Raw genomic sequence first — 26434 nt, forward strand, 5'->3', positions numbered from 1 at the left:
GCTGCGGTAGTAGTCGTCGTAGATCCAGCGGCGCCACATCTCGGCGTAGCTGTCGCGGTCCTTGCGGCGGTCCTTGGTGCCGTACTCGATGAACGTCCCGATCGCCGCGTCCACGACGCAGTGGTTGTTCCACCAGGCGTACCGCAGATCGCGCTCCAGCAGCTCGCGGTTGCGCTCGTCGGCCAGCGCCATCAGGATGATCGAATAGCCGTTGGAGATGTGACGCGACTCATCCGACTGCACCGAGTGGAACACCGTCGGCAGCAGGTAGTCGCCGTTGGCCGCCGCCTCGCCCGGCATCGCCACGAACAACACGTTGGTGAACGCCGTCTCGGCGACGATCGTCAGGTACACGTTGGCCGCGGTGATCGCGTCACCGGTGATGAACCCCTCACCGAACTGCCGCCCGATCGTCCCCGCGTAGCAGTTCGAGAACGCCTTCTCGGAGATGTCGAACCCGGCGGGATCGATGTAGTGGTTCATGTACAGGCGCTTGAGGTTCATCTGGATCGTCGAGTGGCGCACCTCGTCGATCATCTGGATCGCCAAGCCGTTGTGAACCTCGGGATTGGGCACCGCGTTGATGGCCAGCGGCATCGCCCGTGCGGCCGAGATCTCCGGGAACGGGATGATGGACAAGAACAGCTTCTGCCACTCCATCCAGCGCTCCTGGACCTGCCGGAACATGTTGCCCCGGATCGCGCCGTCCATCGCACCGAACACCCGGTTGTCCTTCTCCTCCTCCATCGGGAAGTAGGAACGCAGGACCTGCTTGAGCGGATCCTTCTTGGGAGCCTTCTCGAAGGTGTAGTCGGTCGGGTACTTCTCGATCGGTTCGACGAACGAGGGATCCCAAGACAGCTCCTGGATCTTGTTGTGAGCCTTGGTGATGCTGGCTCTGCTCATGGTGAGACTTCCTCTCCTGTGGAGACGGCGGTGTGGACGATGGGTGACTGCAGGCTCGGCCCGGCAGGCCGCTCAAGAACCTCGCGCTCGAAGCAGCGCGCCGACATGCGGGCGCCCAGCGCGGGGATGCGAGGCCCGCCCTGTTGGCCGCGGGCCATGTGCGAGAGCAGGCGCAGGACGGCCCGTGCGGTGCGCACTCCGCGCGTCCCGGGGCCCGGGAGGGCGACGGTCGGAAGGCTCTCGGCTATGACCCGCTCCTCTCTTCCAAGAGAACCGCCCGGACGGGTTCCGGGACTGACCCGCCGGCTGTCGGACCAGTCCGGCAAGGCGCAGTGCACCACCGCGGTGTTACATGGCCGCTACATCGTCGCGCGCGCGCCGCAGCGCCGCCGTCCGCGCGGCCGCCAGGCTGCGACGCGGGTCGGTGTACTCCAGCGCGGCGAGCAGCCGCCGCCAGGCCACGAGGTCGCCGTCACCCGACGGCGAGCGCACCCACGCCCACAGCGCGTCGGCGTCCTCGGCGGTGATGACGGCCTGGCGCAGCCAGCCGTCGAGCTCGTCGCGCGCGCGCTCGATGCCGGGCGCGTTGGACTCGGGCAGCAGCGGCCCCGGATAGGCCGCCGCGGCCTCGCGCACGGCGCTGCGCCCGAGCAGCGCGCGGACGTGCCGGAGGTCGCTGTCGACCTCGCAGGTCAGGTGGTAGCCCTCGAGGTCGATCACGCCGTCCAGCAGCTTGCGCAGCCGCGACATCTCGACGCGGACGCTCGCCGGATGGCCGCCGTCGCCGTACAGCTCGGCGCACAGGACCTCGGAGCTGACCCGGCCGCGGTGCAGCGTGAGCAGCGTCAGCAGCTCGACATGGCGCGGGCGCAGGCGCAGCGGCGCGCCGTCGAGGCGGATCTCCGCGGGCTCCTCGCCGAGCAGCCGCAGCTCCAGCACGCGCCGCGCGGTGCCCGACCGCGGCCGGAGCGCGCGGACGACGTAGACGTCGCTGTCCTCGACGGGCTCGGCGAACGCCGGGACGCCGGAGGGCAGTACCAGCATCCCGCCCCCGGAGGGGATCGCGGCGACCTCGGGCAGCGATCCGCGCGGATCCAGGAGCACGCGGCCGGTGCCGGTCACCAGGGCCGCGCCCGCGGACGCCGGCCCGAGCAGGGTGCCGTAGCGGGCGCGGAGGCGATCGTCGCGCTCGCGCACCCTGGCGCGCAGCAGTTCCTCGACCGCGCGCGCCGTCGCCACCACGACCGAGAGGCTGTGGGGGTGCACGCTGCTCATGTCGCCGGTCAGGTCGATGACGCCGAGGAGCCGGCCGGTGTCGGGGTCGTTGATCGGCGCCGCGGCGCAGGTCCAGCGCTGCACGGGCTCGGTGAAGTGCTCCGCGGCGAAGACCTGCACGGCGTGCGAGGCCGCCAGCGCAGTGCCGACGGCGTTGGTGCCCGCGCCCGCCTCGCTCCACAGCGCACCCTCGACGAAGTTCATCTCGTCCGCCGCGCGGTTGCGCAACTGCACGTCGCCGCGGATGCTCAGCAGCATCCCGTCGGCGTCGCTGACGACGAGCAGGTGGTCGGCCTCGACCGACGCGACGGCCATGCACTCGTCGATCAGGGGCAGGGCGATCGCGAGCGGGTGCGTGTTCCACATCGAATGCGCGCCGTCGTGCTCGACCAGCGTGGGCGCCGACTGGCGGCCGTGCGGGTCGACGCCGGCATCGCGCGAGCGCAGCCAGGAGTCGACGATCGGCACGCGGATCTGCGCTCTGCCCGGGTCGTCGGCGTCGCCGGGCGTTCGCCCGTCGACGAAGTCCTCCCAGGCGTCGCGGAGCTCCCGGGCCAGCTTCGCCGGGATCGTCGCCGCGTCGACGGCGACCCACGGGCTCTGGGGCACCGGACGTCGCTCCTTGGCACCAGGTGCCCAAGGTTGGCTCATCCGGGTCCACCTCCTCGACGCGCGCCGCGCCCGCTCGAACATTGGGCTGCCACCGACCCGGTCGCGCGCCCCCGATCCGAACGCCTGGCTCCAGCACTGCGGGAAGACGGCGGGCTTCTGGCAAGTGGTGACAAACCACACTAGCGTCGCCGGACACCGAGGTCGAGGGCGAAACCGCTCGGGATCTACCTGTTCCTCAGCGCTGCGTCGGTCGCGACGGGCGGCAAGGCCTATTCGCTGGGTCCGCCGCTCGTGCGGTGAGCGCGCCCTTCGATCCGGAGTTCCACGGGGCCCGCGCCGTCGGGCGCCGGCCGCGGCACGGAGTGCCAGAGCGTCGCGTGGACCGGCGCGCGCACGATGCCGGCGGGCACCCCGTGACGCGGCGCGGCCATCGCCTGCGTCGCGTCGGCCGTCGTCGTGAAGCGCCGCAGCGCGCTCGCGCCGGTCAGGCAGTGCTCGTCGGGCAGCGTGCTGGCGTGCCAGAGGTCGACCACCGGCGTCCCGCGCACCGCCAGCCGGATCACGGTGCCCCGCCGCAACGCGGCCGCGGTGAAGTGCCAGAGGGCGAGCATCACGCCCTCGCCGGCCGCGACCGCCGACAGCGCGGCCGCATCGCTGGGGAACGCCCGCACGTCGGGCGGCGCGATCTTCGCGCGCCGCAGGTACAGGGCGGTCGGAGACCCGCGCTCCACGCCGTCGGCGCCGACGAGCCAGCGGTCGGTCGCCAGCTCGGCCGGCGCGACGTCCTGACGGCCGGCGAGTCGATGGCCCGGGGGCGCGACGATCACCATGCGGTAGCGCAGGAACGGCACGACCACCAGTCCCGGCGCCTCCGCGATGCCGGGACGCGGACCGAGCACGATGTCGGCGCGCCGGCGGTTCAGGAGGCCGGCGAAGCGCATCGCGGGCTGGACCTCCACCGTCGCGCGCACGTCCGGCGTGCGCTCGGTGAACGCCGCGAGCAGCGGACCGACGACGTGTTCCTCCACCGTCCCGGTCACGGCGATGTGCAGGAGGCGATCGACCCGCCCGTCCTCGCCCAGACTGCCGTGCGCGCGCCGCGCCAGCGCGCCGATCTCCGTCGCCAGCGACGCCAGCCGCTCGCCTTGGGCGGTGAGCACGAGCCCGTGTCCCTCCCGGTGGTAGAGGTCGTCGCCGAGCTCCTTGCGCAGGACGCCGACGGCCGCCGAGACCGCCGGCTCGCTGATCGCCAGCTCGCGCGCAGCGGCCTTGACCGACCCGAGCCGGGCGACCGTCGCGAAGGTGGCGAGCTGGCGCAGCGTCATGGATTAAGCGATCGGTTCATCGCCGCTTGCCTGATCAACCCTACGCCTGCGACGTTCGCCTGCGAAGCCGTCTGTCCCCGTCGGTGAAGGAGGAGTACCGGGTCATGCAGATCCCCGCGGCGTTCGAGTACGAACGCGCCACGAGCGTCGAGCACGCCCTCGAGCTGCTGCACGCCCGAGGTCCCGAAGCCCGGCTGCTGGCCGGCGGCCACTCGCTGCTGCCGATGATGAAGCTGCGCCTCGCCGCACCGGAGGCCCTCGTCGACATCGACGCGCTGGCCGGCGAGCTGGGCTACGTCCGCGAGGAGGGAGACGAGGTGCGCATCGGCGCGATGACCCGCCACCGCGACATCCTCGAGTCGGGACTCGTCGCCGCGCGCCTGACGATCTTCACCGACGCCGAGAAGCTCATCGCCGACCCGGTCGTCCGCAACCGCGGCACGATCGGCGGCGCCCTGTGCCAGGCCGACCCGGCCGAGGACCTCTCCGCGGTCTGCGCCGTGCTCAGGGCGCGCCTCGTCGTCCGGGGGCTCGACGGCGAGCGGACGCTCACCATGCAGGAGCTGCACCGCGGTCCGTACGAGACCACGATCGGCGACGCCGAGATGCTCGTCGAGATCCGCGTGCCGCTGCACATGGGCGGCGGCAGCGCCTACGAGAAGGTCAAGCGGCGCGTCGGCGACTGGGCGATCGCCGCCGCGGGCGCGGCCGTGCGCCTGGAGGGCGGCACGATCGCCGACGCCGGGGTCGCGCTGACCGCCGTGGGCGGGGACGTCATGTCCGAGCGCGCGCAGGCCTCGCTCGTCGGCCGGCCGCCGACCGAGGACGCCTTCGCCGCCGCGGCGACCCTCGCCGCGGAGGACTGCTCACCGACGACCGACCAGCGCGGGTCGGCCGAGTACAAGCGCCATCTGGCCCACGAGCTGACGCTGCGCGCGCTGCGCTCCGCCACCGCCCGCGCGCTGCGAGAGGAGATCTGATGCAGGTCACGCTGACCATCAACGGCGAGGAGCGCAGCGCCGACGTCGAGCCGCGCACGTTGCTGGTGCACTTCATCCGCGACGACCTCGACCTGACCGGCACGCACTGGGGCTGCGACACGTCGAACTGCGGCGCCTGCGTCGTGCTCGTCGACGGCGTGCCCGTCAAGTCGTGCACGATGCTGGCCGCGACCGCCGCCGGCCACGAGATCGGCACCGTCGAGGGTCTCGAGCAGGATGGTGTCCTCGATCCGATCCAGCAGGGCTTCATCGATCAGCACGGGCTGCAGTGCGGCTTCTGCACGCCGGGCATGCTGATCACCGCACGGGCGCTGCTCGACGCGAACCCCAACCCGACCGACGCGGAGATCCGCGAGGCCATCTCGGGCCAGATCTGCCGCTGCACGGGCTACACGAACATCGTCAAGGCGGTCCGCTGGGCCGCCGACCACGCCACCGCCGCGACCCCGGGGAGCTGAGCCGCATGGCCGCCACCGAAGAGCCTCCCGTCGTCGGCTACGGCCGGATGAAGCGCAAGGAGGACCCGCGCTTCGTGCGCGGCCAGGGCCGCTACATCGACGACCTCAAGCTGCCCGGCATGCTGCACGGCGCCGTGCTGCGCAGCCCGCTGGCGCACGCGCGCATCGTCTCGATCGACACCTCCGCCGCCGCCGCGCACCCCAAGGTGCGCGCCGTCATCACCGGCGCCGACCTCGCCGGCCTCGGCCTGGCGTGGATGCCGACGATGTCGGCCGACACGCAGGCCGTGCTGGCCACCGACAAGGTGCGCTTCCAGGGCCAGGAGGTCGCCTTCGTGGTCGCCGAGGACCGCTACGCCGCGCGCGACGCGCTCGAGCTGATCGAGGTCGAGTACGACGAGCTGCCGCCCGTCGTCGACGCGCGCCGCGCGCTCGACCCGGACGCACCGGTCATCCGCGACGACAAGGAGGGCAAGACCGACAACCACATCTTCGACTGGCAGGCCGGCGACAAGGCCGAGACCGACGCGGTCTTCGCCGGCGCCGACGTGGTGGTCACGCGCGACATGATCTACCCGCGCTGCCATCCGGCGCCGCTGGAGACCTGCGGCGCGGTCGCGCAGATGGACCCGGTGATGGGCCAGCTGACGCTGTGGACGACCACGCAGGCGCCCCACGCCCACCGCACGGTCTACGCGCTCGTGGCGGGGCTGCCCGAGCACAAGATCCGCATCGTCCCGGGCGACATCGGCGGCGGCTTCGGCAACAAGGTGCCGGTCTACCCCGGCTACGTCTGCGCGATCGTCGGCTCGATCCTCACGGGCAAGCCGGTCAAGTGGCAGGAGGACCGCTCCGAGAACCTCATGTCGACGGGCTTCGCGCGCGACTACATCATGCACGGCGAGATCGCCGCGACCGCCGACGGGAAGATCACGGGGCTGCGGGTCGACGTCACCGCCGACCACGGCGCGTTCAACGCCACCGCGCAGCCGACGAAGTACCCCGCCGGGTTCTTCCACATCTTCAGCGGCTCCTACGACCTGCAGGCCGCGCACTGCAACGTCACGGGCGTGTACACCAACAAGGCGCCCGGTGGCGTGGCCTACCGCTGCTCGTTCCGGGTCACCGAGGCCACCTACCTGGTGGAGCGCATGGTCGACGCCCTGGCGATGCAGCTGAAGATGGACCCCGCGGAGCTGCGGCTGAAGAACTTCATCGCACCCGACCAGTTCCCCTACCAGTGCAAGACCGGCTGGGTCTACGACTCCGGCGAGTACGAGACCGCGATGCGGCTGGCCATGGAGATGGCCGGCTACGACGAGCTGCGCGCCGAGCAGGCCGAGAAGCGCGCCCGCGGCGAGCTGATGGGCATCGGCATCTCGTTCTTCACCGAGACGGTCGGCGCCGGCCCGCGCAAGGACATGGACATCCTCGGCCTGGCGATGAACGACGGCGCGGAGCTGCGCGTCCACCCGACCGGCAAGGCGGTGCTCGGCATCAGCGCGATGAGTCAGGGCCAGGGCCACGAGACGACGTTCGCGCAGATCGTCTCCGAGGAGCTCGGCATCCCGTCGGCCGACATCGAGGTCGTCAACGGCGACACCGACCGCACGCCCTACGGCCTCGGCACCTACGGGAGCCGCTCGACGCCGGTCTCGGGCGCGGCCGCCGCGCTGGTGGCCCGCAAGGTCCGCGAGCGCGCCCGGCTGATCGCCGCGGGGATGCTCGAGGCGTCGCCCGACGACCTCGAGTGGGAGCGCGGCCGCTTCTTCGTCAAGGGCGACCCCGAGTCCGGCAAGACGATCCAGGAGATCGCCATGGCGGCGCACGGAGCGGGCGACCTGCCCGAGGGCGTCGAGGGCGTCCTGGAGGACATCTGCGTGTACAACCCGCCGAACCTGACGTTCCCGTTCGGGGCCTACATCTGCGTCGTCGACGTCGACCCCGGCACCGCGCAGGTCTCGGTCCGCCGCTTCATCGCCGTCGACGACTGCGGCGTGCGCATCAACCCCATGATCGTCGACGGGCAGATCCACGGCGGGCTCGCCGAGGGCGTCGGCATCGCGCTCATGGAGCTCATCGCCTTCGACGAGCAGGGCAACTGCCTCGGCGGATCGTTCATGGACTACCTGATCCCGACGGCGCTCGAGGTGCCCGACTGGGAGCTGGGCGCGACGGTGACGCCGTCGCCGCACCACCCCATCGGCGCCAAGGGCGTGGGCGAGTCCCCGACCGTGGGGTCGCCGCCGGCGATCGTCAACGCGATCATCGACGCGCTGCACGAGACCCACGGGGTCGACCACATCGACATGCCGTGCACGCCCTCGCGGGTGTGGGAGGCCATGCAGGGAAGGGCGGTGCCGCCCCAGTGATCGCCACCGGCCTCGCCGACCGCGCACGACGGCTGCAGGACGAGCGCGCCGCGTTCGTCACCGCCACCGTCGTGCGGGCCCAGCGCCCGACCAGCGCGCACCCGGGCGACGTCGCGCTCGTCCTCGCCGACGGCACGGTCGAGGGGTTCGTCGGGGGCGCGTGCGCCGAGTCGTCGGTGCGCCTGCACGGCCTGCGCGCGATGGAGACGGGCGAGCCGCTGCTGCTGCGGCTCGTCCCCGGGTCGGGCGAGGACGAGCCGGTCGTCGACGGCGCGGTCACGACCCACAACCCCTGCCTGAGCGGCGGGACGCTCGAGATCTTCCTCGACCCGTGCCTGCCGCCGCCGCGCGTCGTCGTGGTCGGCGACGCACCGGTCGCGCTGGCGCTGCGCGCCCTGGCCCCGCACGTGGGGCTGGAGGCCGTCCGCCCGGCCGGAGACGTGGTGCAGCTCAGCGGTGAGGACCTCGCGCTGGTCGTCGCCTCCCACGGCCGCGACGAGGAGCCGGCGCTGGCCGCGGCGTTGACGGAGGGCGTCGCCTACGTCGCGCTGGTCGCAAGCCCGCGGCGCGGCGAGGCGGTGCGCGCGGCGCTGGACTGCGACGACGCGCTGCGCTCGCGGCTGCGCACGCCCGCCGGGCTGGACATCGGCGCCCGCACGCCGCCGGAGATCGCGCTGGCGATCCTCGCCGAGATCGTGCAGGAGCGCCGCTCCGGCACGCCGCGCGGCACGCCGGTGCCGACCGTGCCCCTGACGGTGCCGGCGGGGCCGTCGTCCGGTGGCGGCGGCGGCGCGTGCTGCCATGGCCATGGCGAGCACTGAGGGCCCGCGGACCGCGGGGCTCGTGCTGGCCGCCGGCAGCTCGCGGCGCCTCGGCCGGCCCAAGCAGCTGCTGCCCTACCGCGGGCGCACGCTGCTGGACCAGGTGCTCGACACCGCCCGCACGTGTGCGTTTCACCAGCTGCTCTGCGCGCTGGGCGGCGGCGCCGGCGACGTGCGGGAGCAGGTCGACCTCACCGGCGTCGAGGTGGTCGAGAACCTCAACTACGGCAGCGGCTGCTCGTCCTCGATCGCCGTCGCGCTGGCGGCGGTGGACCCGCGCACCGACGTGCTCGTGCTGCTGCTGGGCGACCAGCCTGGCGTGCGTGCCGCCACGGTGGCGACGCTCCTGGCCGGCCGCGGCGACTCGGCGTTCGCGGTCTGCCGCTACGCCGACGGCCGCGGCCACCCGTTCGCGTTCGGCCGCGCGGCGTTCGGCGAGCTCGCCGCGCTGCACGGCGACAAGGCAGTGTGGAAGCTGCTGGACGGCGACGCCGCCGGCGTCGCCGAGGTGCCGATCGCCGGCCCGGCGCCGCTGGACGTCGACACGTGGGAGGACTACGCGGCGGTCCTCGCGGCCGAGGGCGCGACCGCGTGAGCGACGACCTCGCCACGTTCGTGCCCGGCCCCGAGGAGCTCGCCGAGCGCCTGGCGGCGGTCGACTACCTCGCCGACGAGGGGCTGGCCACGTCGCTCTACCTGGCGCTCGCGCTCCCGCAGCCGCTCCTGCTCGAGGGCGAGGCGGGCGTCGGCAAGACCGAGGCGGCCAAGGCCCTGGCGCAGATCCTCGACACGCCGCTCATCCGCGTGCAGTGCTACGAGGGCATCGACTCGGCCGAAGTGCTGTATGAGTGGAACTACCCGCGCCAGCTGCTTCGGATCCGGATGGCCGAGGCCTCCTCGGCGGAGCTGTCGGAGAACGAGCTGTTCTCCGACGAGTACCTCGTGCGCCGGCCGCTGCTGCGCGCGATCGAGCATCCGGGCCCGCGCCCGGCGGTGCTGCTGATCGACGAGCTCGACCGCGCCGACGACGACTTCGAGGCGTTCCTGCTCGAGCTGCTGGCCGAGGCGAGCCTGACGATCCCCGAGCTCGGGACGATCCAGGCCGCGCACCCGCCGATAGTGGTGCTCACCTCCAACCGCACGCGCGACCTGCACGACGCGCTCAAGCGTCGCTGCCTCTACCACTGGATCGACTACCCCAGCCCGGAGCGCGAGACCGACATCGTCCGGCGCCGCGTGCCCGACGCCGCGCCGCAGCTGGCCGGCGACGTCGCGAGCGCCGTGCGGCGCCTGCGGGCGCAGGACATCCAGAAGCCGCCGGGGATCGCGGAGGCGATCGACTGGGTCGCGGCGCTGCGGGTGCTCGGCGTGCAGCGCCTCGACGAGCCGGCGGTGCGGCGCACGCTCGGCGCGGTCCTGAAGTACCGCGAGGACCAGGACCAGGTGCGCGCGCAGGGCCTGTCGGCCCTGCTGCCCGCGGGGGCCGACGATGGCGACTGACCCGCTGGCGGGCGTGGACGTCCCGGGGCTGGCCGCCGCGTTCGGGCGCGCCGTCCACGGAGCCGGGATCCCCTGCTCGCCGGAGCGGTCGGTGCGCTTCGCGCGCGCCCTGGCGCTGACCCGGCCGGCGTCGCGCACGCAGCTGTACTGGACCGCCCGCACCGTGTTCGTCTCCGCACACGACCAGGTCGAGTCCTTCGACGCGGTCTTCGCGAGCGTCTTCGACGCGGTGGTCGATCCGGCCGACCACCGCGGCGACCAGGCCGCGCAGCCGGTGCCCGACGTCGCGCGCGGCGACCAGGCGCCGCCGCCGGGTGCTCCGCCGGCCGAGGCGCCCAGCGCCGATGGCGCGCCGCGCTCGTCGGCGGCCACCGCCTCGGCGCCGGGCGACCGCGACCCCGATGCGGCCGAGCGCGAGGTGCTCGTGCCGGTCGCCAGCGCCGAGGAGCAGCTGGCGCGCAAGGACTTCGGAGAGCTGGACGACGGCGAGCTGATCGCGCTGCGGCGCCTGATGGCCGACCTGTCCCTGGCCACGCCGCTGCGCCGGACGCGGCGTGCGCGGCGCGCCCGCCGGGGCGACCACCTCGACGTGCGCGCGACGCTGCGCGCCAGCCACCGCACCGGCGGCGACCCGGTCCGGCAGGTGCGCCGGCGCCGGCGCACGCGCCACCGCCCGCTCGTCGTGCTGTGCGACATCTCGGGCTCGATGGAGCCCTACTCGCGCGCGTTCCTGACGTTCCTGCACGGCGCCGTCGGCGGCGCGGACGCCGAGGCCTTCGTCTTCGCCACGCGCCTGACGCGCCTGACGCGCGCGCTGCGCGGCCGGCACCCCGACGTCGCGATCGGCCGCGCCGCCGCCGCGGCCCCCGACTGGTCGGGCGGCACGCGCATCGGCGAGGCGCTGCAGCGCTTCAACGACCGCCACGGCCGCCGCGGGATGGCGCGCGGCGCCGTCGTGGTCATCGTCTCCGACGGCTGGGAGACGGGCGATCCCGCGCTCGTGCGCCGCGAGATGGAGCGGCTGCACCGGCTCGCGCACCGGATCGTCTGGGTCAACCCGCGCAAGGCCGGCCGCGACTTCCAGCCGAGCGCCGGCGGCATGGCGGCGGCGCTGCCCTCCTGCGACGCGTTCGTCGGCGGCCACAACCTGCTGGCGCTGGCCGAGGCGATCGATGAGATCGGCGCGCGGCGATGACGACCACGAGGTGACAGAACGACATGGAGTTCGAGAACACGTTCCAGGTCCAGGCCCCCGTCGAGGAGGTGTGGGACCTGCTGCTCGACGTCGAGCGCATCGCGCCGTGCATGCCTGGAGCCTCGGTGCTCGAGCAGACCGGCGACGACGCCTACAAGGTGGCGGTCAAGGTCAGGCTCGGACCCATGACCATGAACTACAAGGGCGACGTCGAGATCCTCGACAAGGACGCCGGCGCCCATCAGGCCACGATGCGCGCCAAGGCCAAGGAGGCGCGCGGCCAGGGCACCGCCTCGGCGAGCATCCGCATGGCGCTGCGCGAGCAGGACGGCGGGACCGCCGCGTCGATCACCACCGAGATGCAGATGAGCGGCAAGGCCGCCGCGATGGGCCAGGGCGTCATCAAGGACGTCGCGGCCTCGCTGACCGACACGTTCGCGCAGAACCTCGCCGCCCTGATCGACGCGGGCGGGCGAGCCGCGAGCGCGGCCGGCGAGGCCGCGGCGCCGGAGCCCGAGGTCGTCGCGGCAGTGACGAGCGCCGCGGCGCCCGAGGTCGCGGCCGGCGCCGAGGCGGTGAGCGCCGGGGCGGCCGGTGCTGCGGCGGCGGTGTCCGAGCCGGCGGGCGACGCCGCGCTGCCGGTGGGCAAGATCATCGGGTCGGTCGTCGCCGGGCGGCTGCGCGATCCGAAGACCGTCGGGGTCGTCGGGCTGCTGGTGCTCGTGCTCGGCGTCGCGATCGGCCGGCGGCGGAGGTAGGGCCGATGCCGCTCGCCCACATCGCCGGCGTCCCGGTCGAGGAGACGGTGCTCTCCTTCGCGCCGCTGGGCGTCGCGGGCGTGGGTGCGCTGGCGGCCTACGTGACGGGCCGGATCGGCGCGTGGCGCCACCCGCGGGCGCCGCGCGGGTCAGGCCGCCGCCGCTGACCCGGGCCCGGCGTTCTACTCTGGAACGATGCTTCCCGCACCGATTCGCGCCGGCCTGCAGATCCCGAACTTCAACCTGCCGGGTGTGGAGCCCGCCGGCCTGCTCGACGCCCTCACCGGCATCGCGCGCACCGCGGAGACGTCCGGCTTCGACTCCGTCTACGTGATGGACCACCTGCATCAGATCCGGGGCGTCGGGCCCGAGGAGAACTGGATGCTCGAGGGCAACACGGCGCTCGCCGCGCTGGCCGCGCGCACCCAGACCGCGCACCTCGGCCTCATGGTCGGCGCCGTCACCTACCGCAACCCGGCGCTGGCGGCCAAGATCACCACCACCATCGACGTGCTCTCCGGCGGTCGCGCGATCCACAGCCTCGGCGCCGCGTGGTTCGAGGGCGAGCACCGTGCCTACGGCTTCGACTTCCCGCCGCTGGGCGAGCGCTTCGAGCGCCTGGAGGACGCGCTGAACATCTCCCGCGCGATGTTCACGCAGGAGCGTGCGACCTACCACGGCAAGCACCACAGCGTCGAGCAGGCCTACAACAACCCCAGGCCGATCCGCGGCGACATCCCGATCCTCGTCGGCGGCAGCGGCGAGCGCAAGACGCTGCGGATGGTCGCCCAGTACGCCGACGCGTCCAACGTCTTCGGCGAGCCCGACCACATCCGCCACCTCATGGACGTGCTCGCCAAGCACTGCGAGGACGTCGGGCGCGACCCGGCGGAGATCACCAAGACCAAGCTCGGGACGCTGGTGATCGCCGACACCCACGAGGCGGCGGAGAAGAAGGTGGCCCCGCTGCGCGACGCCATGGCCGAGCGCTTCGACGCCGTGGTGCTGTGGGGCGATCGCGACGAGGTCGGCGAGCAGATCGTCGCCAACCTCGACGCGGGCCTGGACGGCCTCATCGTCAACATGCCCGAGGTCCACGACCTCGAGGCCGTCGCGCTGGCCGGCGAGGTGCTCGGGGCGGCGACGCGCCGCTGAGCGCGGCGGGTGCGGTGCCAGGGTCCTGCGGCTGCGCCTGGGCTGGTGAGCCCGCTCAGGCCGCCAGCGGCTCCACGGGCTCGATCGCCGGCGCCGCGCCGGCCGAGAACTCCAGCGCGCCGTCGTCGAGCGTGCCGAACCGCAGCGCCGCGGTGTCGCGCGCGTATTTCTGGTGCAGGCGCCAGGGCGCCTTGAGGCCCTGGCGCGGGAACTGGTCGATCGAGCGCTGGACGTAGCCTGCCTTGAGGTCGATGAACGGCTCGGTCGGCAGCGACGGCTCGTGGTTGCGCGGCGTGACCTGCCGGAACCCGTGCCGGTCCATGTGGTTCAGCAGCCGGCAGACGTACTCGCAGGTCAGGTCGCACTTGAGCGTCCACGAGGCGTTGGTGTATCCGAGCGCGACGGCGAAGTTGGGCACGTCGCTCAACATCATGCCCTTGTAGCCCAGCGTCTCGGGGAGCACGACCTCGCGGCCGTCCACGACGAGCTGCATGCCGCCCAGCGCGAGCATGTTCAGGCCGGTGGCGGTGACGATGACGTCCGCCTCGAGCTCGGCGCCCGAGACGAGCCGCAGCCCGGTCTCGGTGAACGTGTCGATCCGGTCGGTGGCGACCGACGCGCTCCCGCGGCTGATCGCGGCGAAGAGGTCGCCGTCGGGCACCAGGCAGACCCGCTGGTCCCAGGGGTCGTAGCGCGGCGTGAAATGCGTGTCGATGTCGTAGCCGGGCGGCAGCTGCTTCTCGACGCCCTTGCGGATCAGCGCCTTGGCGACCTTCGGCAGCCGCCGGCTGAGCTGGAAGAAGGCGGTGGTGATCGCGACGTTCTTCCAGCGGACGATCGGATAGGCGACCCTGGCGGGCAGCAGGCGGCGCAGGACGTCGGCGATCGGGTCCTTGCCGGGCAGCGCGAGCACGTAGCTGGGCGAGCGCTGCAGCATCGTCACGTGCTCGGCCTGCTCGGCCATGGCGGGCACGAGCGTCACCGCGGTCGCGCCGCTGCCGACCACGACGACGCGCCGGCCGGCGTAGTCGAGGTCCTCGGGCCAGTGCTGGGGGTGGACGATGCGGCCGGCGAAGCGCTCGATGCCGGGGAAGTCAGGCGTGTAGCCCTCGTCGTAGCGGTAGTAGCCGCTGCACGTGAACAGGAAGCCGCAGGTCAACTGCACCGTCTCGCCCGTGTCGCCGCGGTCGACCTCGACGGTCCAGCGGGCGTCGCTGCTGCGCCACTCGGCGCGCACGACGCGGTGGTTGAAGCGGATGTGGCGGTCGACGCCGTGGTCGCGCGCCGTCTCGCGCACGTACTGCAGGATCGACGGGCCGTCCGCGATGGCCTTGGCCTCCCTCCACGGCCGGAACGAGTACCCCAGCGTGAACATGTCGGAGTCCGAGCGGATGCCCGGGTACCGGAACAAATCCCACGTTCCCCCGCTGGCCTCGCGCCCCTCGAGGATGGCGTAGGTCTTGTCCGGGCAGTTGGCCTGCAGGTGGACGCCCGCGCCGATCCCCGACAGGCCCGCACCAACGATCAACACGTCGACGTGCTCGGTCTCCATGCCGGGATCATGCTGGACGGGGGCCGGTGGTGTCGACCAGGAACCGGAGCGGTGGGCCGCGCCGGGCGCACACACCCGGGGGCCTGGCCCCGTTGCAAAAGGGCCAACTCGTTGCGGGGCCTGGCCCCGTTACGAGATGCAAAAGGGCGGTGCGCGAGGGGTACCGTGGAGGGCTCCGCTGGCAACCCGCATTGGAGCAGCGATGAAGATCGGCATCATCGGCGCCGGCCAGATCGGCGGCAACCTCACCAGGCGCCTCACCGGACTCGGCCATCAGGTCTCGGTCGCCAACTCGCGCGGCCCGGAGACGCTGGGCGACCTCGCCGCCGAGACCGGCGCCACGCCCGTCGCGGTGACCGACGCGGCGCGCGATGCCGACGTCGTGATCGTGGCCATCCCCACCAAGAACGTCCCGGACCTGCCGGACGGGGTCCTGGAGGCCGCCGCGCCCGGCGCGGCGATCGTCGACACCGGCAACTACTACCCGCAGCGCGACGGCCGGATCGCCGACATCGAGGAGGGCATGCCCGAGAGCGAATGGGTCAGCCGGGAGCTCGGCCGCCCCGTGATCAAGGCGTTCAACAATATGTACGCGCACAACCTCATCGACGCCGCGCGCGCCGAGGACGACCCCGAGCGCATCGCGCTGCCGATCGCCGGCGACGACGCCTCGGCCAAGTCCCAGGTGATGGCCATGGTGGAGGAGCTCGGCTTCGACGCCGTCGACGCCGGCAGCCTGGCCGACTCCTGGCGTCAGCAGTCCGGCACGCCCTCCTCCGGCCCCGAGCTCAAGGCCGACGACCTGCGCACCGCGCTCAGCGAAGCGCGTCCGCAGCGGCCGGCGGACATGCGCGGCTGAGCGAGCGCACCGCGCTCACTGGTCCCGGTAGAGGAACGCGCTCGCGAGGAAGGAGATCACGCAGACCAGGCAGCAGATCAGGATGATGGTCATGCATACCAGGCTAGAAGACCCCCGAAAAAGGCGCTGCGGCCAGCTGTGGCCGTGGACACATCGCCAGATCGCCACCCGATCCCTTGACAAGGCGGAAGCCTTGCCTGCGGAATCGTGCGGCGCCTGGCTCGGTCCACGACCACATCTGACCGGACCGCCTGATTTTCAGGGGCCTTCTAGGCCACGTCGCGCCGGCGCAGCACGAGCGCCGACACCCCGGCGAGGCCGACGATGAACGCCGCGAGCACCGCCAGCGCCTGCACGCTGTCGACCAGTGGCCCGCTGTAGGACCCGGGCCCGCTGGACTCGATCGAGTCGACCGAGGCCCCGAGCGCCGCGGCGATCGAGTAGCCGTTGGCGCGCAGGAAGACCTGGGTCAGCGGCTCGAGCACGCTCACGCTGTCGGCGAAGGCGCTCAGGAGCCCCTCGATCACCAGCGCGTACAGCATGCCGACGCCGATCGCCAGCGAGGTCCCGCGCGTGACGACCCCGAGCAGCACGCCGAGCGCCGCCCACACGGCCAGGATCAGCCAGCCCGCCGCCATCGCGCGCAGCAGCAGCCAGGCCGACGGCCAGTCCACCGGAGCGTCCTCGATCTGCGCGATCACGTAGCTGGCCACCGCGCCCGCGACGAACAGCACCCCGACGAACGGCACGAGGACGATGCCCAGCGCCATCAGCTTCGCGGCGAACACCGACAGCCGCCCCGGCCCTTGGGTGAACAGCGTCTTCAGCGTGTCCCAGCCGTACTCGCTGCCGAGCGCGAACACCCCGAGCATCAGCGCGAAGACGCCGCCGAAGAACGGGAACCCGGCGATCAGGTTCCCCGCCAGGGCCGCGGGGAAGAACTGCGCGACGCCGCCCGTTGCGTCCTCGGGGTCCAGCGCGTACGGGACCACGTAGGCGAAGAAGATCCCGAGCAGCGTCCAGATGCCCAGCAGGATCCAGGTGGCGGCCCGCTTGCGCAGGACCAGCAGCTCGGCGGTCACGTTCCTGGTCATCGCGGCTGGTCTCCGTTCGCGGTCAGCTCGAGGAAGACGTCCTCGAGCGAGGTCTTCTGCAGATAGAGCTCGGAGACGGCGACGCCGGCCTCCACGAGCACGCGGTTGATCGCGGGCGCGCGGGCGGTGTCGACGGTCACGTCGAGCAGGCCGCCGGCGCTGGTCACGGCCTCGACGCCGGGCAGCGCCGCGACCAGCCGGGCCGCCTCCGGCAGCGGCTCGGCCCGCACCCGCAGCCCGGCCCGGCCCCGCAGCTCCTCGACCGTGCCCTCGGCGACGAGCGAGCCGGCGCGGATGATCCCGACGCGGTCGCTCACCTGCTCGATCTCGCCCATCAGATGGCTGGAGAGCACGACCGTCCGCCCGCCCTGGGCCAGCGACCGGATGAACTCGCGCATCTCGGCCATCCCGGCCGGATCGAGCCCGTTGGTCGGCTCGTCGAGGATCAGGAGCTCGGGGTCCTTGAGCAGCGCGGCGGCGACGCCGAGGCGCTGCTTCATGCCCATCGAGTAGGTCGCGATCCGATCGGTCGCCCGATCGCTCAGCCCGACGGCGGCGAGCACGATCGCGATGCGCTCCTCGCCCACCCCGCCGTGGCGCGCGAGCACCGTCAGGTTGTCGCGCCCCGACAGGTAGGGGTAGAACGCCGGCGCCTCCACCATCGCCCCGATGCGCGACAGCGCATGCGACGAGCCGGGCGCGGCACCGAGCACCGACGCGTGGCCCGACGTCGGCCGCACGAGCCCGAGCAGCATCCGCAGCGTCGTCGTCTTGCCCGCGCCGTTGGGACCCAGGAACCCGTACACCTCGCCGCGCTGCACGCGCAGCTCGAGCCCGTCGACGGCGACGACCGCGTCGCCGTAGCGCTTGGTGAGGTCCCGGGTCTCGATCACGTGGTCGGTCACGGTCACCACGATCACGCGCCCGCGCCGTCCTGTCGTCGGGCGTTGGGACGAGTTGTCGTAGCCCTTCGGCGGAGCCAGAGATCCTCCCTGAGGAGGACGGCGGCGGCCCCACGCCGCGATACCTTGCGGACATGACCGTCGCGGGCGCGATCGATCGCCTGCGCACGCTGGACCCTCGCGTCGTCGACGGGCTCCTGGCGCTGGCGCTGGCGACGACCCTGGAGGTGCAGCTCGTCCTGCGCGACGAGCCGGGAGCGTCTGCGGCCGCGGTGATCGGCGGCCTGGCGCTCACCGGCACGCTCGCCTGGCGGCGACGGGCGCCACTCGCCGTGGTCCTCGCCTTCGTGACGATCGCCGCCGTCCAGGAGGCGCTGGGCGGCGGCGTCTTCGCGGGCGAGCCGCCGCTGATCGCCTCGCTGATCGCCGGCGGCGTCGCCTTCTACTCGCTCGGCGCCTACGCGGGCGAGCGCGCGGCGACGCTCGGCCTCGCCGCGGGCGTCCTCGGTCTGTGGACGACCGTGCTCGTCTCCGCCCATCGCGATCTCCAGAGCTTCGTGTTCTCGGCCGGCCTCGTCGCCCTCAGCCCATGGCTGGCCGGGCGCACCGCCCGGGCGCGGGCCCTGCGCAGCGCCCTGCTGGGGCGCGAGCGCGACCAGCGCGCCCGCATGGCCGCCGGCGAGGAGCGCCAGCGCATCGCGCGGGAGCTGCATGACACCGTCGCGCACGGCGTGGTGGTGATGGTCGTGCAGGCGCAGGGCGCGCGCCGCATCCTGGAGCAGGACCCCGACCGCGCCCGCGAGGCGCTCCGCGCGATCGAGGAGACCGGCCATACGGCGCTGGCCGAGTTGCGGCGGTCGCTCGGGCTGCTGCGCGAGGACCACAGCCGCGCGGAGCTCAAGCCCCAGCCGCGGTTGCACGACCTGGGCAGCCTGGTCGCGGAGATGCGCCAGGCGGGCCTCAGCGTGCAGCTGCACGTCCAGGGCGTCGAGCGCGAGCTTGCCGAGGGCCTCGACCGCTCGGCGTATCGCATCGTCCAGGAGGCGCTGACCAACACGATGCAGCACGCCGGACTCGTGCCGACCCGGGTCACGGTCTCCTACGGGGCGGAGGACCTGAGGCTCGAGATCGCCGACGAGGGGCCCGCGGTGCGCGACGGCGCCCGTCCCGGTCACGGCCTCGCCGGGATGCGTGAGCGGGCGCGGCTCTACGGCGGCGAGCTCGAAGCCCACCCCGCCGACGGCCGCGGGTTCGTCGTGCGGGCGCGGATCCCGCTGCCGGCGTGAGCATCCGCGTCCTGCTCGTCGACGACCACGCGCTCGTGCGAGCCGGCTTCCGCATGGTCCTCGACACCGAGCCCGACCTCGAGGTCGTCGGCGAGGCCGCCGACGGGCGCCAGGCCGTCCACAGCGCCGCGCGGCTGGCCCCCGACGTCGTGCTGATGGACGTGCGCATGCCCGAGCTCGACGGGATCGCCGCGACGCGCGAGATCGTGAGCGGCGGCGCCGCGAAGCCGCCCAAGGTCCTGGTCCTGACGACCTTCGACCTCGACGAGTACGTGTACGACTCGCTGGCCGCGGGCGCCAGCGGCTTCCTGCTCAAGGACGTCGGGCCCGAGCAGCTCACCGCGGGCATCCGCGCGGTGGCCGGCGGCGACGCCCTCCTGGCGCCCTCGGTCACCCGCCGGTTGATCGACGACTTCGTCCGGGCCGGCCGGCGTCAGGTGCGCCCACCGCAGGAGCTCGACGAGCTGACGCCGCGCGAGCTGGAGGTCCTGCGCCTCGTGGCCCAGGGACTCTCCAACGCCGAGATCGCGTCGGCGCTCGTCGTCGAGGAGACCACGGTCAAGACCCACGTCTCGCGCCTGCTCGCCAAGCTCGGCCTGCGCGACCGCGTCCAGGCGGTCGTCCTGGCCTACGAGTCGGGCCTCGTGCACGGCACGTCAGCGCCGCCCGGCGCGCTCTAGTCAGCGACGTTCACCGTCCACGCTCCCCGGCGCGAACTGTCCGCTCGACCATGCCAAGGGGGGCTTGCCCCTCTCCCCGCGGAGGCTGATGCAGGTGAGGAGGCCGTCGCGCTTCTCGCGCAACGACCGTGGTTGCGCCCCGACCGTTTGGCGGGCTATAAGTGCCTCTCACCGGATCGACCTAGAGGGAAGGACGACGTGGCCGAGTCGCATTCTCGCGTTAGAAGTTGGGGGACGGTCGCCGCCTTCACCTTGATCATCGCCCTCACCATCGCGGAAGGGGTAGACGAGGGCTTCAGCGTCTGGGACTGGCTCATCATGGCGGCCGGCGCGGTGTTCATCCTCCAGGCGCTCCTCCGCCTGAAGGAAAGCCGCTCACGGCCCTCCTGAATGCTGCGCGCCGACGCGCGCTGTGCTGCATCGTGTTGATTGCGAAAGCAACTACAATCGAGGGGTGGGAAAGACCTGGATCCTCGACACCGCCACCAAGGGCACCGGCGCGAGCGTCGTGCCCCTCGACCGCGTGCAGAAGCCGGCGAAACCGTCGGGCGACAAGCTGTACGTGCCGCCGCCGCCGGCTCCGAAGAAGGAGCCCGAACCGGCACCGCGCCATCCCCGCGCGTTCAAGGTCGTGGACGTCGTGACGCGCGAGACGCTCGCCGAGCACGCCGACACCCGCACCACGCTGCACCTCCTGCGCGGCATCCGCTCCATCGTGGACGTCCACGTCTCGGTCCACGACCCCGCGACCGACACCTGGCGCCTGCTCTCGCTCAGCGAGCAGCGGGCGCTGTGGGAGGCGCGCAACCGGGTCGCTTAGGCCGCCTCACGCCGTCCCGGCAACCTCGATGACCTCGCCCGCCGGGCGCGCCATGACGCGGTCGGCAAGCTCTTGCTTGAGCGTGGTGAGGCGGCGGTCCTGCTCGTCGTCGCGCGTCTCGGCGCGGGCCAGGTCGATGAACTCCTCGGTCACGAAGCCGTGGCGGAGCAGCAGCGTCACCGACCGCGGTCCGTGGCCGAGCCGGAACACGAAGCGCTCCAGGACGCGCCCGCGGTCCGGCCGGGCCAGCGTCGGATCGAGCCGGAACCGGTCCTCGCTGACCGCCCGGGTGACCAGCTCGAACGCGTCGCGTGCGCCGGGGCCGCCGAACGCGGTCGCGACGACGATCTCGCGCCGCTCGCACGGACCGCCGGGCGCGAGCAGCGGCAGCGCGCCCTCGATCACCTTGAAGCCGATGGCCGCCCCGCCGGGCGAGCCGCCGCCGTGGTACTTCAGGACATCGTCGAACGAAAACGCGATGCGCCGTCCCCGATCGATCACGTCGATCCTGCCGTCCATGCCGCGCAGCGTCCCACGCACGGCGGCCGTAGCTGTAATCGTTGCCCCCGCCCCATCCCCCGTTCACCTGCTGTCCGCGTGCGGGCACGACCTCCGGAGACCCACGTTGGCCAGTCCCATCCTGCGCGAGACCATCAAGAAGCTGAGGGATCGCCGGGCGTTGCTGCAGAAGCAGATCAAGGGGCCGCTCGAGGAGCTGCGGCAGATCGAGGAGGACCTCGTCGCGCTCGGCGCGGCGCCCGCGGGCGCCCGCAGCACGCCGCGCACCAAGCCGCGCAGGCCCCCCGGCGCCAACCAGGCGGCGATCCTGCGCGCGATCCGAAACGGGGCGACCGAGCCGGCCGAGATCGCGGAGAAGACCGGCCTCTCGCCGTCCACCGTCAGCGCCGGCGTCACCAACTACCTCAACAAGCAGAAGCTCGTCACGCGCGGCCCCAACGGGCTCACGCTGACCAAGGGCGGGCGGGACAAGCTCGCCGAGCTCGAGGCCAAGTAAGGCGGAGGCGCGATGGTCGCCGTGGCCGTCTTGGCGTCTGCGCACGCCCGCCCGCGCGGCCAATCGGACGGGCCGATCTTTGGCCACCCGCGTAAAGCCAACCGGCTGCGCCAGGGCCATCATGGACGTCGACGACCCACCTCCCCGGGACCGGTGCCATGACCCCTGAACGCGCCAACGCCTACCAGCAAGTCCTCCAGACCATCACCGAGCTCGGCCCGAGCAAGCTGCTCGGCGAGGAGCAGGAGCGGATCCGCAGCGCCGCCGACAGCCTGCTCTTCAGCCGCGACCTCACGACCGACAGCGCGGCCCGCCACGCCCTCGAGGACGCCGAGCGGCTCTGCCGTCGCCTGGTCGACACCGGCCGCTGGGAGCAGGTCACGGCCATGCGGCTCGCCGACGCGATCTCGCAGTGCGGCCCGGCGCTCCTGCCGGACCTCAAGGCGGCCTGAGCCGCCGCGGCTCACATCCGGAAGATCCCGTACCCCAGCTCGCCCAGCGGGGCGTTGGCGCAGGCCGCCAGCGCCTCGGCGAGCACGGCGCGCGTGTCGCGCGGGTCGATGATGCCGTCGTCCCAGATCCGGGCGGTCGAGTAGACGGGGCGTCCCTGCTCCTCGTACTGGTCGCGGAGCTGGGCGCCGACCTCCTCCTGGCCGACCTCGCGCATGACCGTCGCGGCCTGCTCGCCGCCCATCACGCTGATGCGCGCGTTGGGCCACATGAACAGCAGGCGCGGTGAGTACGCGCGGCCGCACATGCCGTAGTTGCCCGCGCCGAACGAGCCGCCGACGACGACGGTGAGCTTCGGAACGCGGGCGCACGAGACGGCGGTGACGAGCTTCGCGCCGTCCTTGGCGATGCCGCCGGCCTCGTAGTCCTTGCCGACCATGAAGCCCGAGATGTTCTGCAGGAACAGCAGCGGGATGCCGCGGCGGTCGCAGAGCTCGACGAAGTGGGCGGCCTTCAGCGAGGACTCGCTGAACAGGATGCCGTTGTTGCCGATGAGGCCGACCGGGTGGCCGTCGAGGTGCGCGAAGGCGCAGACCACCGTCGTGCCGTAGAGCTCCTTAAACTCCTGCAGCTCGCCGCCGTCGACCAGGCGGCGCATGATCTCGCGCACGTCGTAGGGCGTGCGGCTGTCGGTCGGCACGACGTCGAGCATCGTCTCGGGATCCTCGAGCGGCGGGCGCGACGGCCGGCGGTCCCACGGTGGCGCCGGCTGCGGCGGCAGCGTGTCGACGATCCGCCGCACGATCTCCAGCGCGTGCTCGTCGTCGTCGGCCAGGTGGTCGGCGACGCCCGAGGTGCGGGCGTGCACGTCGCCGCCGCCCAGCTCCTCGGCGGTGACGACCTCGCCGGTGGCCGCCTTCACCAGCGGCGGGCCCCCGAGGAAGATCGTGCCCTGCTCGCGGACGATGACGGTCTCGTCGCTCATGGCGGGCACGTACGCGCCGCCGGCGGTGCAGGAGCCCATCACGCAGGCGATCTGCGGAATCGCGCGCGCCGACATCTGGGCCTGGTTGTAGAAGATGCGCCCGAAGTGCTCGCGGTCGGGGAAGACCTCGTCCTGCATCGGCAGGAAGGCGCCGCCGGAGTCGACGAGGTAGACGCACGGCAGGTGGTTGTGCAGCGCGATCTCCTGCGCGCGCAGGTGCTTCTTGACCGTCATGGGGTAGTACGTGCCGCCCTTGACCGTCGCGTCGTTGGCCACGACGACCACGTGGCGGCCGCAGACGGTGCCGATCCCGGTGACGATCCCCGCGCCGGGGGCCGCGCCGTCGTAGAGCTCCTCGGCCGCCAGCGCCGACAGCTCCAGGAACGGCGCGCCTGGATCGCACAGGCGCTCGACGCGGTCGCGCGGCAGCAGCTTGTCGCGCGACAGGTGACGCTCCCGCGCCCGCTGTCCCCCGCCGGCGCGCACGCGCTCCAGGCGCTGCTGCAGGTCGGCGATCAGCGCGAGGTGGCCGTCGCGGTAGGTGGTGGCGTCGGTCGTGCTCATGCAGCGGCCTCCTCGGGGTCGGCCGGAGCGACCACGGCGACCAGCGGCTGCTTGAGCGCGACGCGGTCGCCGGGCGCGAGCGCGAGGCCCGCGACGGTGCCCGCGTGCGGTGCGGTGATCGACAGCTCCATCTTCATCGACTCCAGGACGAGCAGGACGTCGCCCGCGGCGACGGTGTCGCCGTCGGCGACATGGACGAGCAGGACGGTGCCGGGCATCGGCGCCTCCAGCGAGCCGGCGGCCGCGCCGGAGCCCGCGCGGGCCCGGCGCTCGGTGCGGACCTCCAGGTGGTGGCCGTCGCGGGCGATCCACACGGCCTCGTCGGAGACGGCGACCGCATAGCGGCGCTCGACGCCGTCGAGGGTGATGCGCAGCGAGCCGTCGGGGGCCGAGCGGATCGCGGCGGTCCAGGAGCGCTCGCCGACGGTGACGCGGCCGGCGCCGACTTGTGCCTCGCGGTGGCCGTCGAGCGGGCGCCGCCAGGGGCCGGCCGGTCGCGCGGTGCCGGCGGCGGCGAGGACCGCTGCGGGGACGAGATCCTCGGGCGGGGGGGTGGCGAGGTCGGAGAGCACGCGCTCCAGCAGGCCGGTGTCCTGCTCGCCGGCGCGCACGTCGTCCCGGGCCAGCAGCGCCCGCGAGAACGCGGCGTTGGTGGTCACGCCGACGATCTCCAGCGTGGCCAGCGCCCGGTCCAGGCGCCGCAGGGCCGTCGCGCGGTCGGGCCCGTGGGCGACGACCTTGGCGAGCATCGGGTCGTACGACGTGCCGACCTCCGATCCGGCGCGGATGCCGGAGTCGACGCGCAGGCCGGGGCCCGACGGCTCGCGGTAGGCGCGCACGGTGCCGGTGGCGGGCAGGAAGCCGGCCGCCGGGTCCTCGGCATACAGGCGCGCCTCGACGGCATGGCCGTGAGGTTGGAGCCCGTCCTGGGTGAGCGACAGGCGCTCCCCCGCGGCCACGCGCAGCTGCTGCTCGACGAGGTCGACGCCGTAGACGAGCTCGGTGACCGGGTGCTCGACCTGCAACCTGGTGTTCATCTCCAGGAAGAAGAACTCGTCGGCGGGCCCCGTCGTGATGAACTCGACCGTGCCTGCGCCCTCGTAGCCGCAGGCCTGGGCGAGCGCGACCGCCGCCTCGCCCATGCGGGCGCGCAGCGCGGGACCGACGGCCGGCGACGGCGCCTCCTCGACGACCTTCTGGTGGCGGCGCTGCAGCGAGCACTCGCGCTCGCCGAGGTGCACGCAGGTGCCGTGGCGGTCGGCGAGCACCTGCACCTCGATGTGGCGCGGGCGCTCGAGGTAGCGCTCGACGAGCACGCGGTCGTCGCCGAACGCGGCGCGCGCCTCGCGCTGGGCGGCCTTGGTCGCCTCCTCCAGCTCGTGCGGCGCGCGCACGACGCGCATGCCCTTGCCGCCGCCGCCGGCGACGGCCTTGATGATGAGCGGGAACCCGCCCGCCCCGCCGCCGTCGTCGCCGGGCGGGACGACGGGCACCCCGGCGGCCGCGGCGGCCTCCTTGGCGGCGCCCTTGTCGCCCATCAGCTCGATCGCCGAGGCGGGCGGGCCGATCCAGGTCAGGCCGGCGTCGGCGACCGCGCGGGCGAAGGCGGCGTTCTCGCTCAGGAAGCCGTAGCCGGGATGCACCGAGCGGGCGCCGGCGGCGCGCGCCGCGCGGAGCAGCTCGGCCGGATCGAGGTAGGACGCGATCGGGACGGTGACGTCGCAGGCGTCGGCGTGGGCGGCGTGCGCCTGCACGTCGGCCTCGGTGACGACGCCGACGGTCGCGAGCCCCAGCGCGTGGACGGTGCGCGCGATCCGGATCGCGATCTCGCCGCGGTTGGCGATCAGGACGGGGCTCAGCTCATGCATGGCGGTCGTGCCAGTCGACGGGCCCCGCGACCAGGGTGTGCGAGCCGAGCGGCCGGCCGAGGACATCACGGGCGGCGCGCGCCGCCGCGAGCATCGCGTCCAGGTCGATGCCGGTCTGCACGCCCATCTCGTGCAGCATCGAGACGAGATCCTCGGTGGCGATGTTCCCCGTCGCGCCGGCGGGCACCGGGCAGCCGCCCAGCTCGCCGAAGCTCGACTCGAAGCTCGTGCAGCCGGCCTCCAGCGCGGCCAGCACGTTGGCCAGCCCCTGGCCGCGGGTGTTGTGGAAGTGGGCGGTCAGCTCGACCTCGGGGCCGAGGGCTTCCCGCGCCGCGGCGAAGAACGCGCGGACCTGGCGCGGGTTGGCCATGCCGGTCGTGTCGCCGAACCCGATCTCCGAGGCGCCCGCCGCGATCAGCCGGTCCGCGATCGCGAACACGCGTTCGGGCGGCACGTGGCCTTCGTATGGACATCCGAAGCTCACGCTGATGACGCCCTCGGCGCGCAGGCCCTCCCCCACCGCGCGGCCGATCACGCGCTCCAGCCCGGTCAGCGACTCCTCGATCGAGCGGTTGACGTTGGCCTTGTTATGGGACTCGCTCGCGCTCAGGAAGCAGTTGATCTCGCCGAACCGATCGCGATGGGCCAGCGCGTTGTCGAACCCGCGCTCGTTGGGGATCAAGACCGTGACGTCGACGTCGCCGGGCACGTCCATGCGCCGCAGCACCTCGGGGCCGTCGGCCAGCTGCGGGATGACGTCGGCGCGCACGAACGAGGTGACCTCGAGCCGCGGCACGCCGGTGCGGGCCAGCAGGTCGACGAGCCGCACCTTGTCGTCGGTGGCGATGACCTCGGGCTCGTTCTGGAAGCCGTCGCGAGGACCGACTTCGCGGATGCGCACGCTCTGGGGGAGCGACGTGGCCGTCATCCGCGTAGTCCAACTTCGCGGATCCGCACGCGCTCGGGCAGGCCGGAGGCGCT

26 protein-coding genes and 1 pseudogene are annotated in these 26434 nt (G+C 73.2%); 17 read left to right on the top strand and 10 right to left on the bottom strand.

Going from position 1 to position 26434, the window contains the following annotated elements; genetic code table 11:
- The 3 genes and pseudogenes from VK501_RS20020 to VK501_RS20030 all read right to left on the bottom strand — a co-directional run.
- Positions 1-906 (bottom strand): annotated as a pseudogene (locus VK501_RS20020) (methane monooxygenase); the annotation flags it as partial.
- A gap of 348 nt (positions 907-1254) precedes the next feature.
- Positions 1255-2790 (bottom strand): GAF domain-containing protein, encoded by a 1536-nt coding sequence (locus VK501_RS20025; protein WP_324340507.1) that lies wholly within the window; start codon positions 2788-2790, stop codon positions 1255-1257.
- Between the two features lie 272 nt (positions 2791-3062).
- Positions 3063-4118: a LysR family transcriptional regulator gene (locus VK501_RS20030; protein ID WP_324340509.1), complete on the bottom strand. Its 1056-nt coding sequence runs from the start codon at positions 4116-4118 to the stop codon at positions 3063-3065.
- A gap of 104 nt (positions 4119-4222) precedes the next feature.
- Here VK501_RS20030 and VK501_RS20035 point away from each other — a divergent pair, with 104 nt between their 5' ends.
- Genes VK501_RS20035 through VK501_RS20080 form a run of 10 tightly spaced genes read left to right on the top strand, consistent with a single transcriptional unit; the run spans position 4223 to position 13378 of the window.
- A complete protein-coding gene (locus tag VK501_RS20035; RefSeq protein ID WP_349261047.1) occupies positions 4223-5098 on the top strand; it encodes a xanthine dehydrogenase family protein subunit M in 876 nt (291 codons plus the stop codon).
- Complete coding sequence (locus VK501_RS20040) at positions 5098-5577, top strand: (2Fe-2S)-binding protein (RefSeq protein WP_324340513.1); 480 nt, start codon at positions 5098-5100, stop codon at positions 5575-5577. The genes VK501_RS20035 and VK501_RS20040 overlap by 1 nt, the downstream gene beginning before the upstream one ends.
- Before the next feature lie 5 nt (positions 5578-5582).
- Positions 5583-7949, top strand: a complete 2367-nt coding sequence (locus VK501_RS20045; RefSeq protein ID WP_324340514.1) for an aerobic carbon-monoxide dehydrogenase large subunit — start codon at positions 5583-5585, stop codon at positions 7947-7949.
- Entirely contained in the window at positions 7946-8770 is an 825-nt protein-coding gene (locus VK501_RS20050; protein ID WP_324340516.1) for an XdhC family protein, read from the top strand. Before VK501_RS20045 ends, VK501_RS20050 begins: the two co-directional genes overlap by 4 nt.
- Positions 8751-9365 (top strand): nucleotidyltransferase family protein, encoded by a 615-nt coding sequence (locus tag VK501_RS20055; RefSeq protein ID WP_349261046.1) that lies wholly within the window; start codon positions 8751-8753, stop codon positions 9363-9365. Before VK501_RS20050 ends, VK501_RS20055 begins: the two co-directional genes overlap by 20 nt.
- The gene (locus tag VK501_RS20060; RefSeq protein ID WP_324340520.1) at positions 9362-10270 is read left to right on the top strand and encodes an AAA family ATPase; all 909 of its coding nucleotides are present in this window, start codon (positions 9362-9364) and stop codon (positions 10268-10270) included. The genes VK501_RS20055 and VK501_RS20060 overlap by 4 nt, the downstream gene beginning before the upstream one ends.
- Positions 10260-11465: a vWA domain-containing protein gene (locus VK501_RS20065; RefSeq protein WP_324340522.1), complete on the top strand. Its 1206-nt coding sequence runs from the start codon at positions 10260-10262 to the stop codon at positions 11463-11465. Before VK501_RS20060 ends, VK501_RS20065 begins: the two co-directional genes overlap by 11 nt.
- Before the next feature lie 23 nt (positions 11466-11488).
- Positions 11489-12223 (top strand): SRPBCC family protein, encoded by a 735-nt coding sequence (locus VK501_RS20070; protein WP_324340524.1) that lies wholly within the window; start codon positions 11489-11491, stop codon positions 12221-12223.
- Between the two features lie 5 nt (positions 12224-12228).
- Entirely contained in the window at positions 12229-12390 is a 162-nt protein-coding gene (locus VK501_RS20075; RefSeq protein ID WP_324340526.1) for a hypothetical protein, read from the top strand.
- Between the two features lie 28 nt (positions 12391-12418).
- Positions 12419-13378 carry a TIGR03560 family F420-dependent LLM class oxidoreductase gene (locus VK501_RS20080; RefSeq protein WP_324340528.1) on the top strand — a complete coding sequence of 320 codons (960 nt, stop codon included), beginning with the start codon at positions 12419-12421 and terminating at the stop codon, positions 13376-13378.
- A gap of 55 nt (positions 13379-13433) precedes the next feature.
- On the opposite strand, the gene VK501_RS20085 is transcribed toward VK501_RS20080, so the two are convergent.
- Complete coding sequence (locus VK501_RS20085) at positions 13434-14930, bottom strand: NAD(P)/FAD-dependent oxidoreductase (RefSeq protein WP_324340530.1); 1497 nt, start codon at positions 14928-14930, stop codon at positions 13434-13436.
- A gap of 202 nt (positions 14931-15132) precedes the next feature.
- Between VK501_RS20085 and VK501_RS20090 the strand changes: the two genes are divergently transcribed.
- Complete coding sequence (locus VK501_RS20090; protein ID WP_324340532.1) at positions 15133-15789, top strand: NADPH-dependent F420 reductase; 657 nt, start codon at positions 15133-15135, stop codon at positions 15787-15789.
- Between the two features lie 269 nt (positions 15790-16058).
- Here VK501_RS20090 and VK501_RS20095 read toward each other — a convergent pair whose 3' ends face one another.
- The gene (locus VK501_RS20095) at positions 16059-16883 is read right to left on the bottom strand and encodes an ABC transporter permease (RefSeq protein ID WP_324340534.1); all 825 of its coding nucleotides are present in this window, start codon (positions 16881-16883) and stop codon (positions 16059-16061) included.
- Positions 16880-17788 (bottom strand): ABC transporter ATP-binding protein, encoded by a 909-nt coding sequence (locus VK501_RS20100; protein WP_324340535.1) that lies wholly within the window; start codon positions 17786-17788, stop codon positions 16880-16882. Before VK501_RS20100 ends, VK501_RS20095 begins: the two co-directional genes overlap by 4 nt.
- A gap of 131 nt (positions 17789-17919) precedes the next feature.
- Between VK501_RS20100 and VK501_RS20105 the strand changes: the two genes are divergently transcribed.
- From VK501_RS20105 to VK501_RS20120, 4 genes are all read left to right on the top strand, one after another.
- Positions 17920-19071 carry a sensor histidine kinase gene (locus tag VK501_RS20105; protein ID WP_324340537.1) on the top strand — a complete coding sequence of 384 codons (1152 nt, stop codon included), beginning with the start codon at positions 17920-17922 and terminating at the stop codon, positions 19069-19071.
- Complete coding sequence (locus VK501_RS20110; protein ID WP_324340538.1) at positions 19068-19751, top strand: response regulator transcription factor; 684 nt, start codon at positions 19068-19070, stop codon at positions 19749-19751. Before VK501_RS20105 ends, VK501_RS20110 begins: the two co-directional genes overlap by 4 nt.
- 198 nt (positions 19752-19949) lie before the next feature.
- Entirely contained in the window at positions 19950-20141 is a 192-nt protein-coding gene (locus VK501_RS20115) for a hypothetical protein (protein WP_324340539.1), read from the top strand.
- 64 nt (positions 20142-20205) lie between these two features.
- Entirely contained in the window at positions 20206-20571 is a 366-nt protein-coding gene (locus VK501_RS20120) for a hypothetical protein (RefSeq protein WP_324340541.1), read from the top strand.
- Positions 20572-20577: 6 nt separating this feature from the next.
- On the opposite strand, the gene VK501_RS20125 is transcribed toward VK501_RS20120, so the two are convergent.
- A complete protein-coding gene (locus VK501_RS20125; protein ID WP_324340543.1) occupies positions 20578-21090 on the bottom strand; it encodes a hypothetical protein in 513 nt (170 codons plus the stop codon).
- Between the two features lie 106 nt (positions 21091-21196).
- Here VK501_RS20125 and VK501_RS20130 point away from each other — a divergent pair, with 106 nt between their 5' ends.
- Both VK501_RS20130 and VK501_RS20135 read left to right on the top strand, forming a co-directional pair.
- Positions 21197-21586 (top strand): hypothetical protein, encoded by a 390-nt coding sequence (locus VK501_RS20130; protein WP_324340545.1) that lies wholly within the window; start codon positions 21197-21199, stop codon positions 21584-21586.
- A 158-nt stretch (positions 21587-21744) separates the two neighbouring features.
- Entirely contained in the window at positions 21745-22038 is a 294-nt protein-coding gene (locus VK501_RS20135; protein ID WP_324340547.1) for a hypothetical protein, read from the top strand.
- Positions 22039-22049: 11 nt separating this feature from the next.
- Here VK501_RS20135 and VK501_RS20140 read toward each other — a convergent pair whose 3' ends face one another.
- Genes VK501_RS20140 through VK501_RS20150 form a run of 3 tightly spaced genes read right to left on the bottom strand, consistent with a single transcriptional unit; the run spans position 22050 to position 26381 of the window.
- Entirely contained in the window at positions 22050-23585 is a 1536-nt protein-coding gene (locus VK501_RS20140; RefSeq protein ID WP_324340549.1) for an acyl-CoA carboxylase subunit beta, read from the bottom strand.
- Complete coding sequence (locus tag VK501_RS20145) at positions 23582-25453, bottom strand: acetyl/propionyl/methylcrotonyl-CoA carboxylase subunit alpha (RefSeq protein WP_324340551.1); 1872 nt, start codon at positions 25451-25453, stop codon at positions 23582-23584. The genes VK501_RS20140 and VK501_RS20145 overlap by 4 nt, the downstream gene beginning before the upstream one ends.
- Complete coding sequence (locus VK501_RS20150) at positions 25446-26381, bottom strand: hydroxymethylglutaryl-CoA lyase (protein ID WP_324340553.1); 936 nt, start codon at positions 26379-26381, stop codon at positions 25446-25448. The genes VK501_RS20145 and VK501_RS20150 overlap by 8 nt, the downstream gene beginning before the upstream one ends.
- Positions 26382-26434: the final 53 nt, after the last annotated feature.

Source organism: Baekduia sp., assembly GCF_035318805.1.
Lineage (GTDB): Bacteria > Actinomycetota > Thermoleophilia > Solirubrobacterales > Solirubrobacteraceae > Baekduia.

Coding starts and splice junctions, on each gene's coding strand:
- VK501_RS20030 (WP_324340509.1), bottom strand. CDS start 4,118: ATGACGCTGCGCCAGCTCGCCACCTTCGCGACGGTCGCCCGGCTCGGG.
- VK501_RS20035 (WP_349261047.1), top strand. CDS start 4,223: ATGCAGATCCCCGCGGCGTTCGAGTACGAACGCGCCACGAGCGTCGAG.
- VK501_RS20040 (WP_324340513.1), top strand. CDS start 5,098: ATGCAGGTCACGCTGACCATCAACGGCGAGGAGCGCAGCGCCGACGTC.
- VK501_RS20045 (WP_324340514.1), top strand. CDS start 5,583: ATGGCCGCCACCGAAGAGCCTCCCGTCGTCGGCTACGGCCGGATGAAG.
- VK501_RS20055 (WP_349261046.1), top strand. CDS start 8,751: ATGGCCATGGCGAGCACTGAGGGCCCGCGGACCGCGGGGCTCGTGCTG.
- VK501_RS20065 (WP_324340522.1), top strand. CDS start 10,260: ATGGCGACTGACCCGCTGGCGGGCGTGGACGTCCCGGGGCTGGCCGCC.
- VK501_RS20070 (WP_324340524.1), top strand. CDS start 11,489: ATGGAGTTCGAGAACACGTTCCAGGTCCAGGCCCCCGTCGAGGAGGTG.
- VK501_RS20075 (WP_324340526.1), top strand. CDS start 12,229: ATGCCGCTCGCCCACATCGCCGGCGTCCCGGTCGAGGAGACGGTGCTC.
- VK501_RS20080 (WP_324340528.1), top strand. CDS start 12,419: ATGCTTCCCGCACCGATTCGCGCCGGCCTGCAGATCCCGAACTTCAAC.
- VK501_RS20085 (WP_324340530.1), bottom strand. CDS start 14,930: ATGGAGACCGAGCACGTCGACGTGTTGATCGTTGGTGCGGGCCTGTCG.
- VK501_RS20090 (WP_324340532.1), top strand. CDS start 15,133: ATGAAGATCGGCATCATCGGCGCCGGCCAGATCGGCGGCAACCTCACC.
- VK501_RS20095 (WP_324340534.1), bottom strand. CDS start 16,883: ATGACCAGGAACGTGACCGCCGAGCTGCTGGTCCTGCGCAAGCGGGCC.
- VK501_RS20105 (WP_324340537.1), top strand. CDS start 17,920: ATGACCGTCGCGGGCGCGATCGATCGCCTGCGCACGCTGGACCCTCGC.
- VK501_RS20125 (WP_324340543.1), bottom strand. CDS start 21,090: ATGGACGGCAGGATCGACGTGATCGATCGGGGACGGCGCATCGCGTTT.
- VK501_RS20135 (WP_324340547.1), top strand. CDS start 21,745: ATGACCCCTGAACGCGCCAACGCCTACCAGCAAGTCCTCCAGACCATC.
- VK501_RS20140 (WP_324340549.1), bottom strand. CDS start 23,585: ATGAGCACGACCGACGCCACCACCTACCGCGACGGCCACCTCGCGCTG.
- VK501_RS20145 (WP_324340551.1), bottom strand. CDS start 25,453: ATGCATGAGCTGAGCCCCGTCCTGATCGCCAACCGCGGCGAGATCGCG.
- VK501_RS20150 (WP_324340553.1), bottom strand. CDS start 26,381: ATGACGGCCACGTCGCTCCCCCAGAGCGTGCGCATCCGCGAAGTCGGT.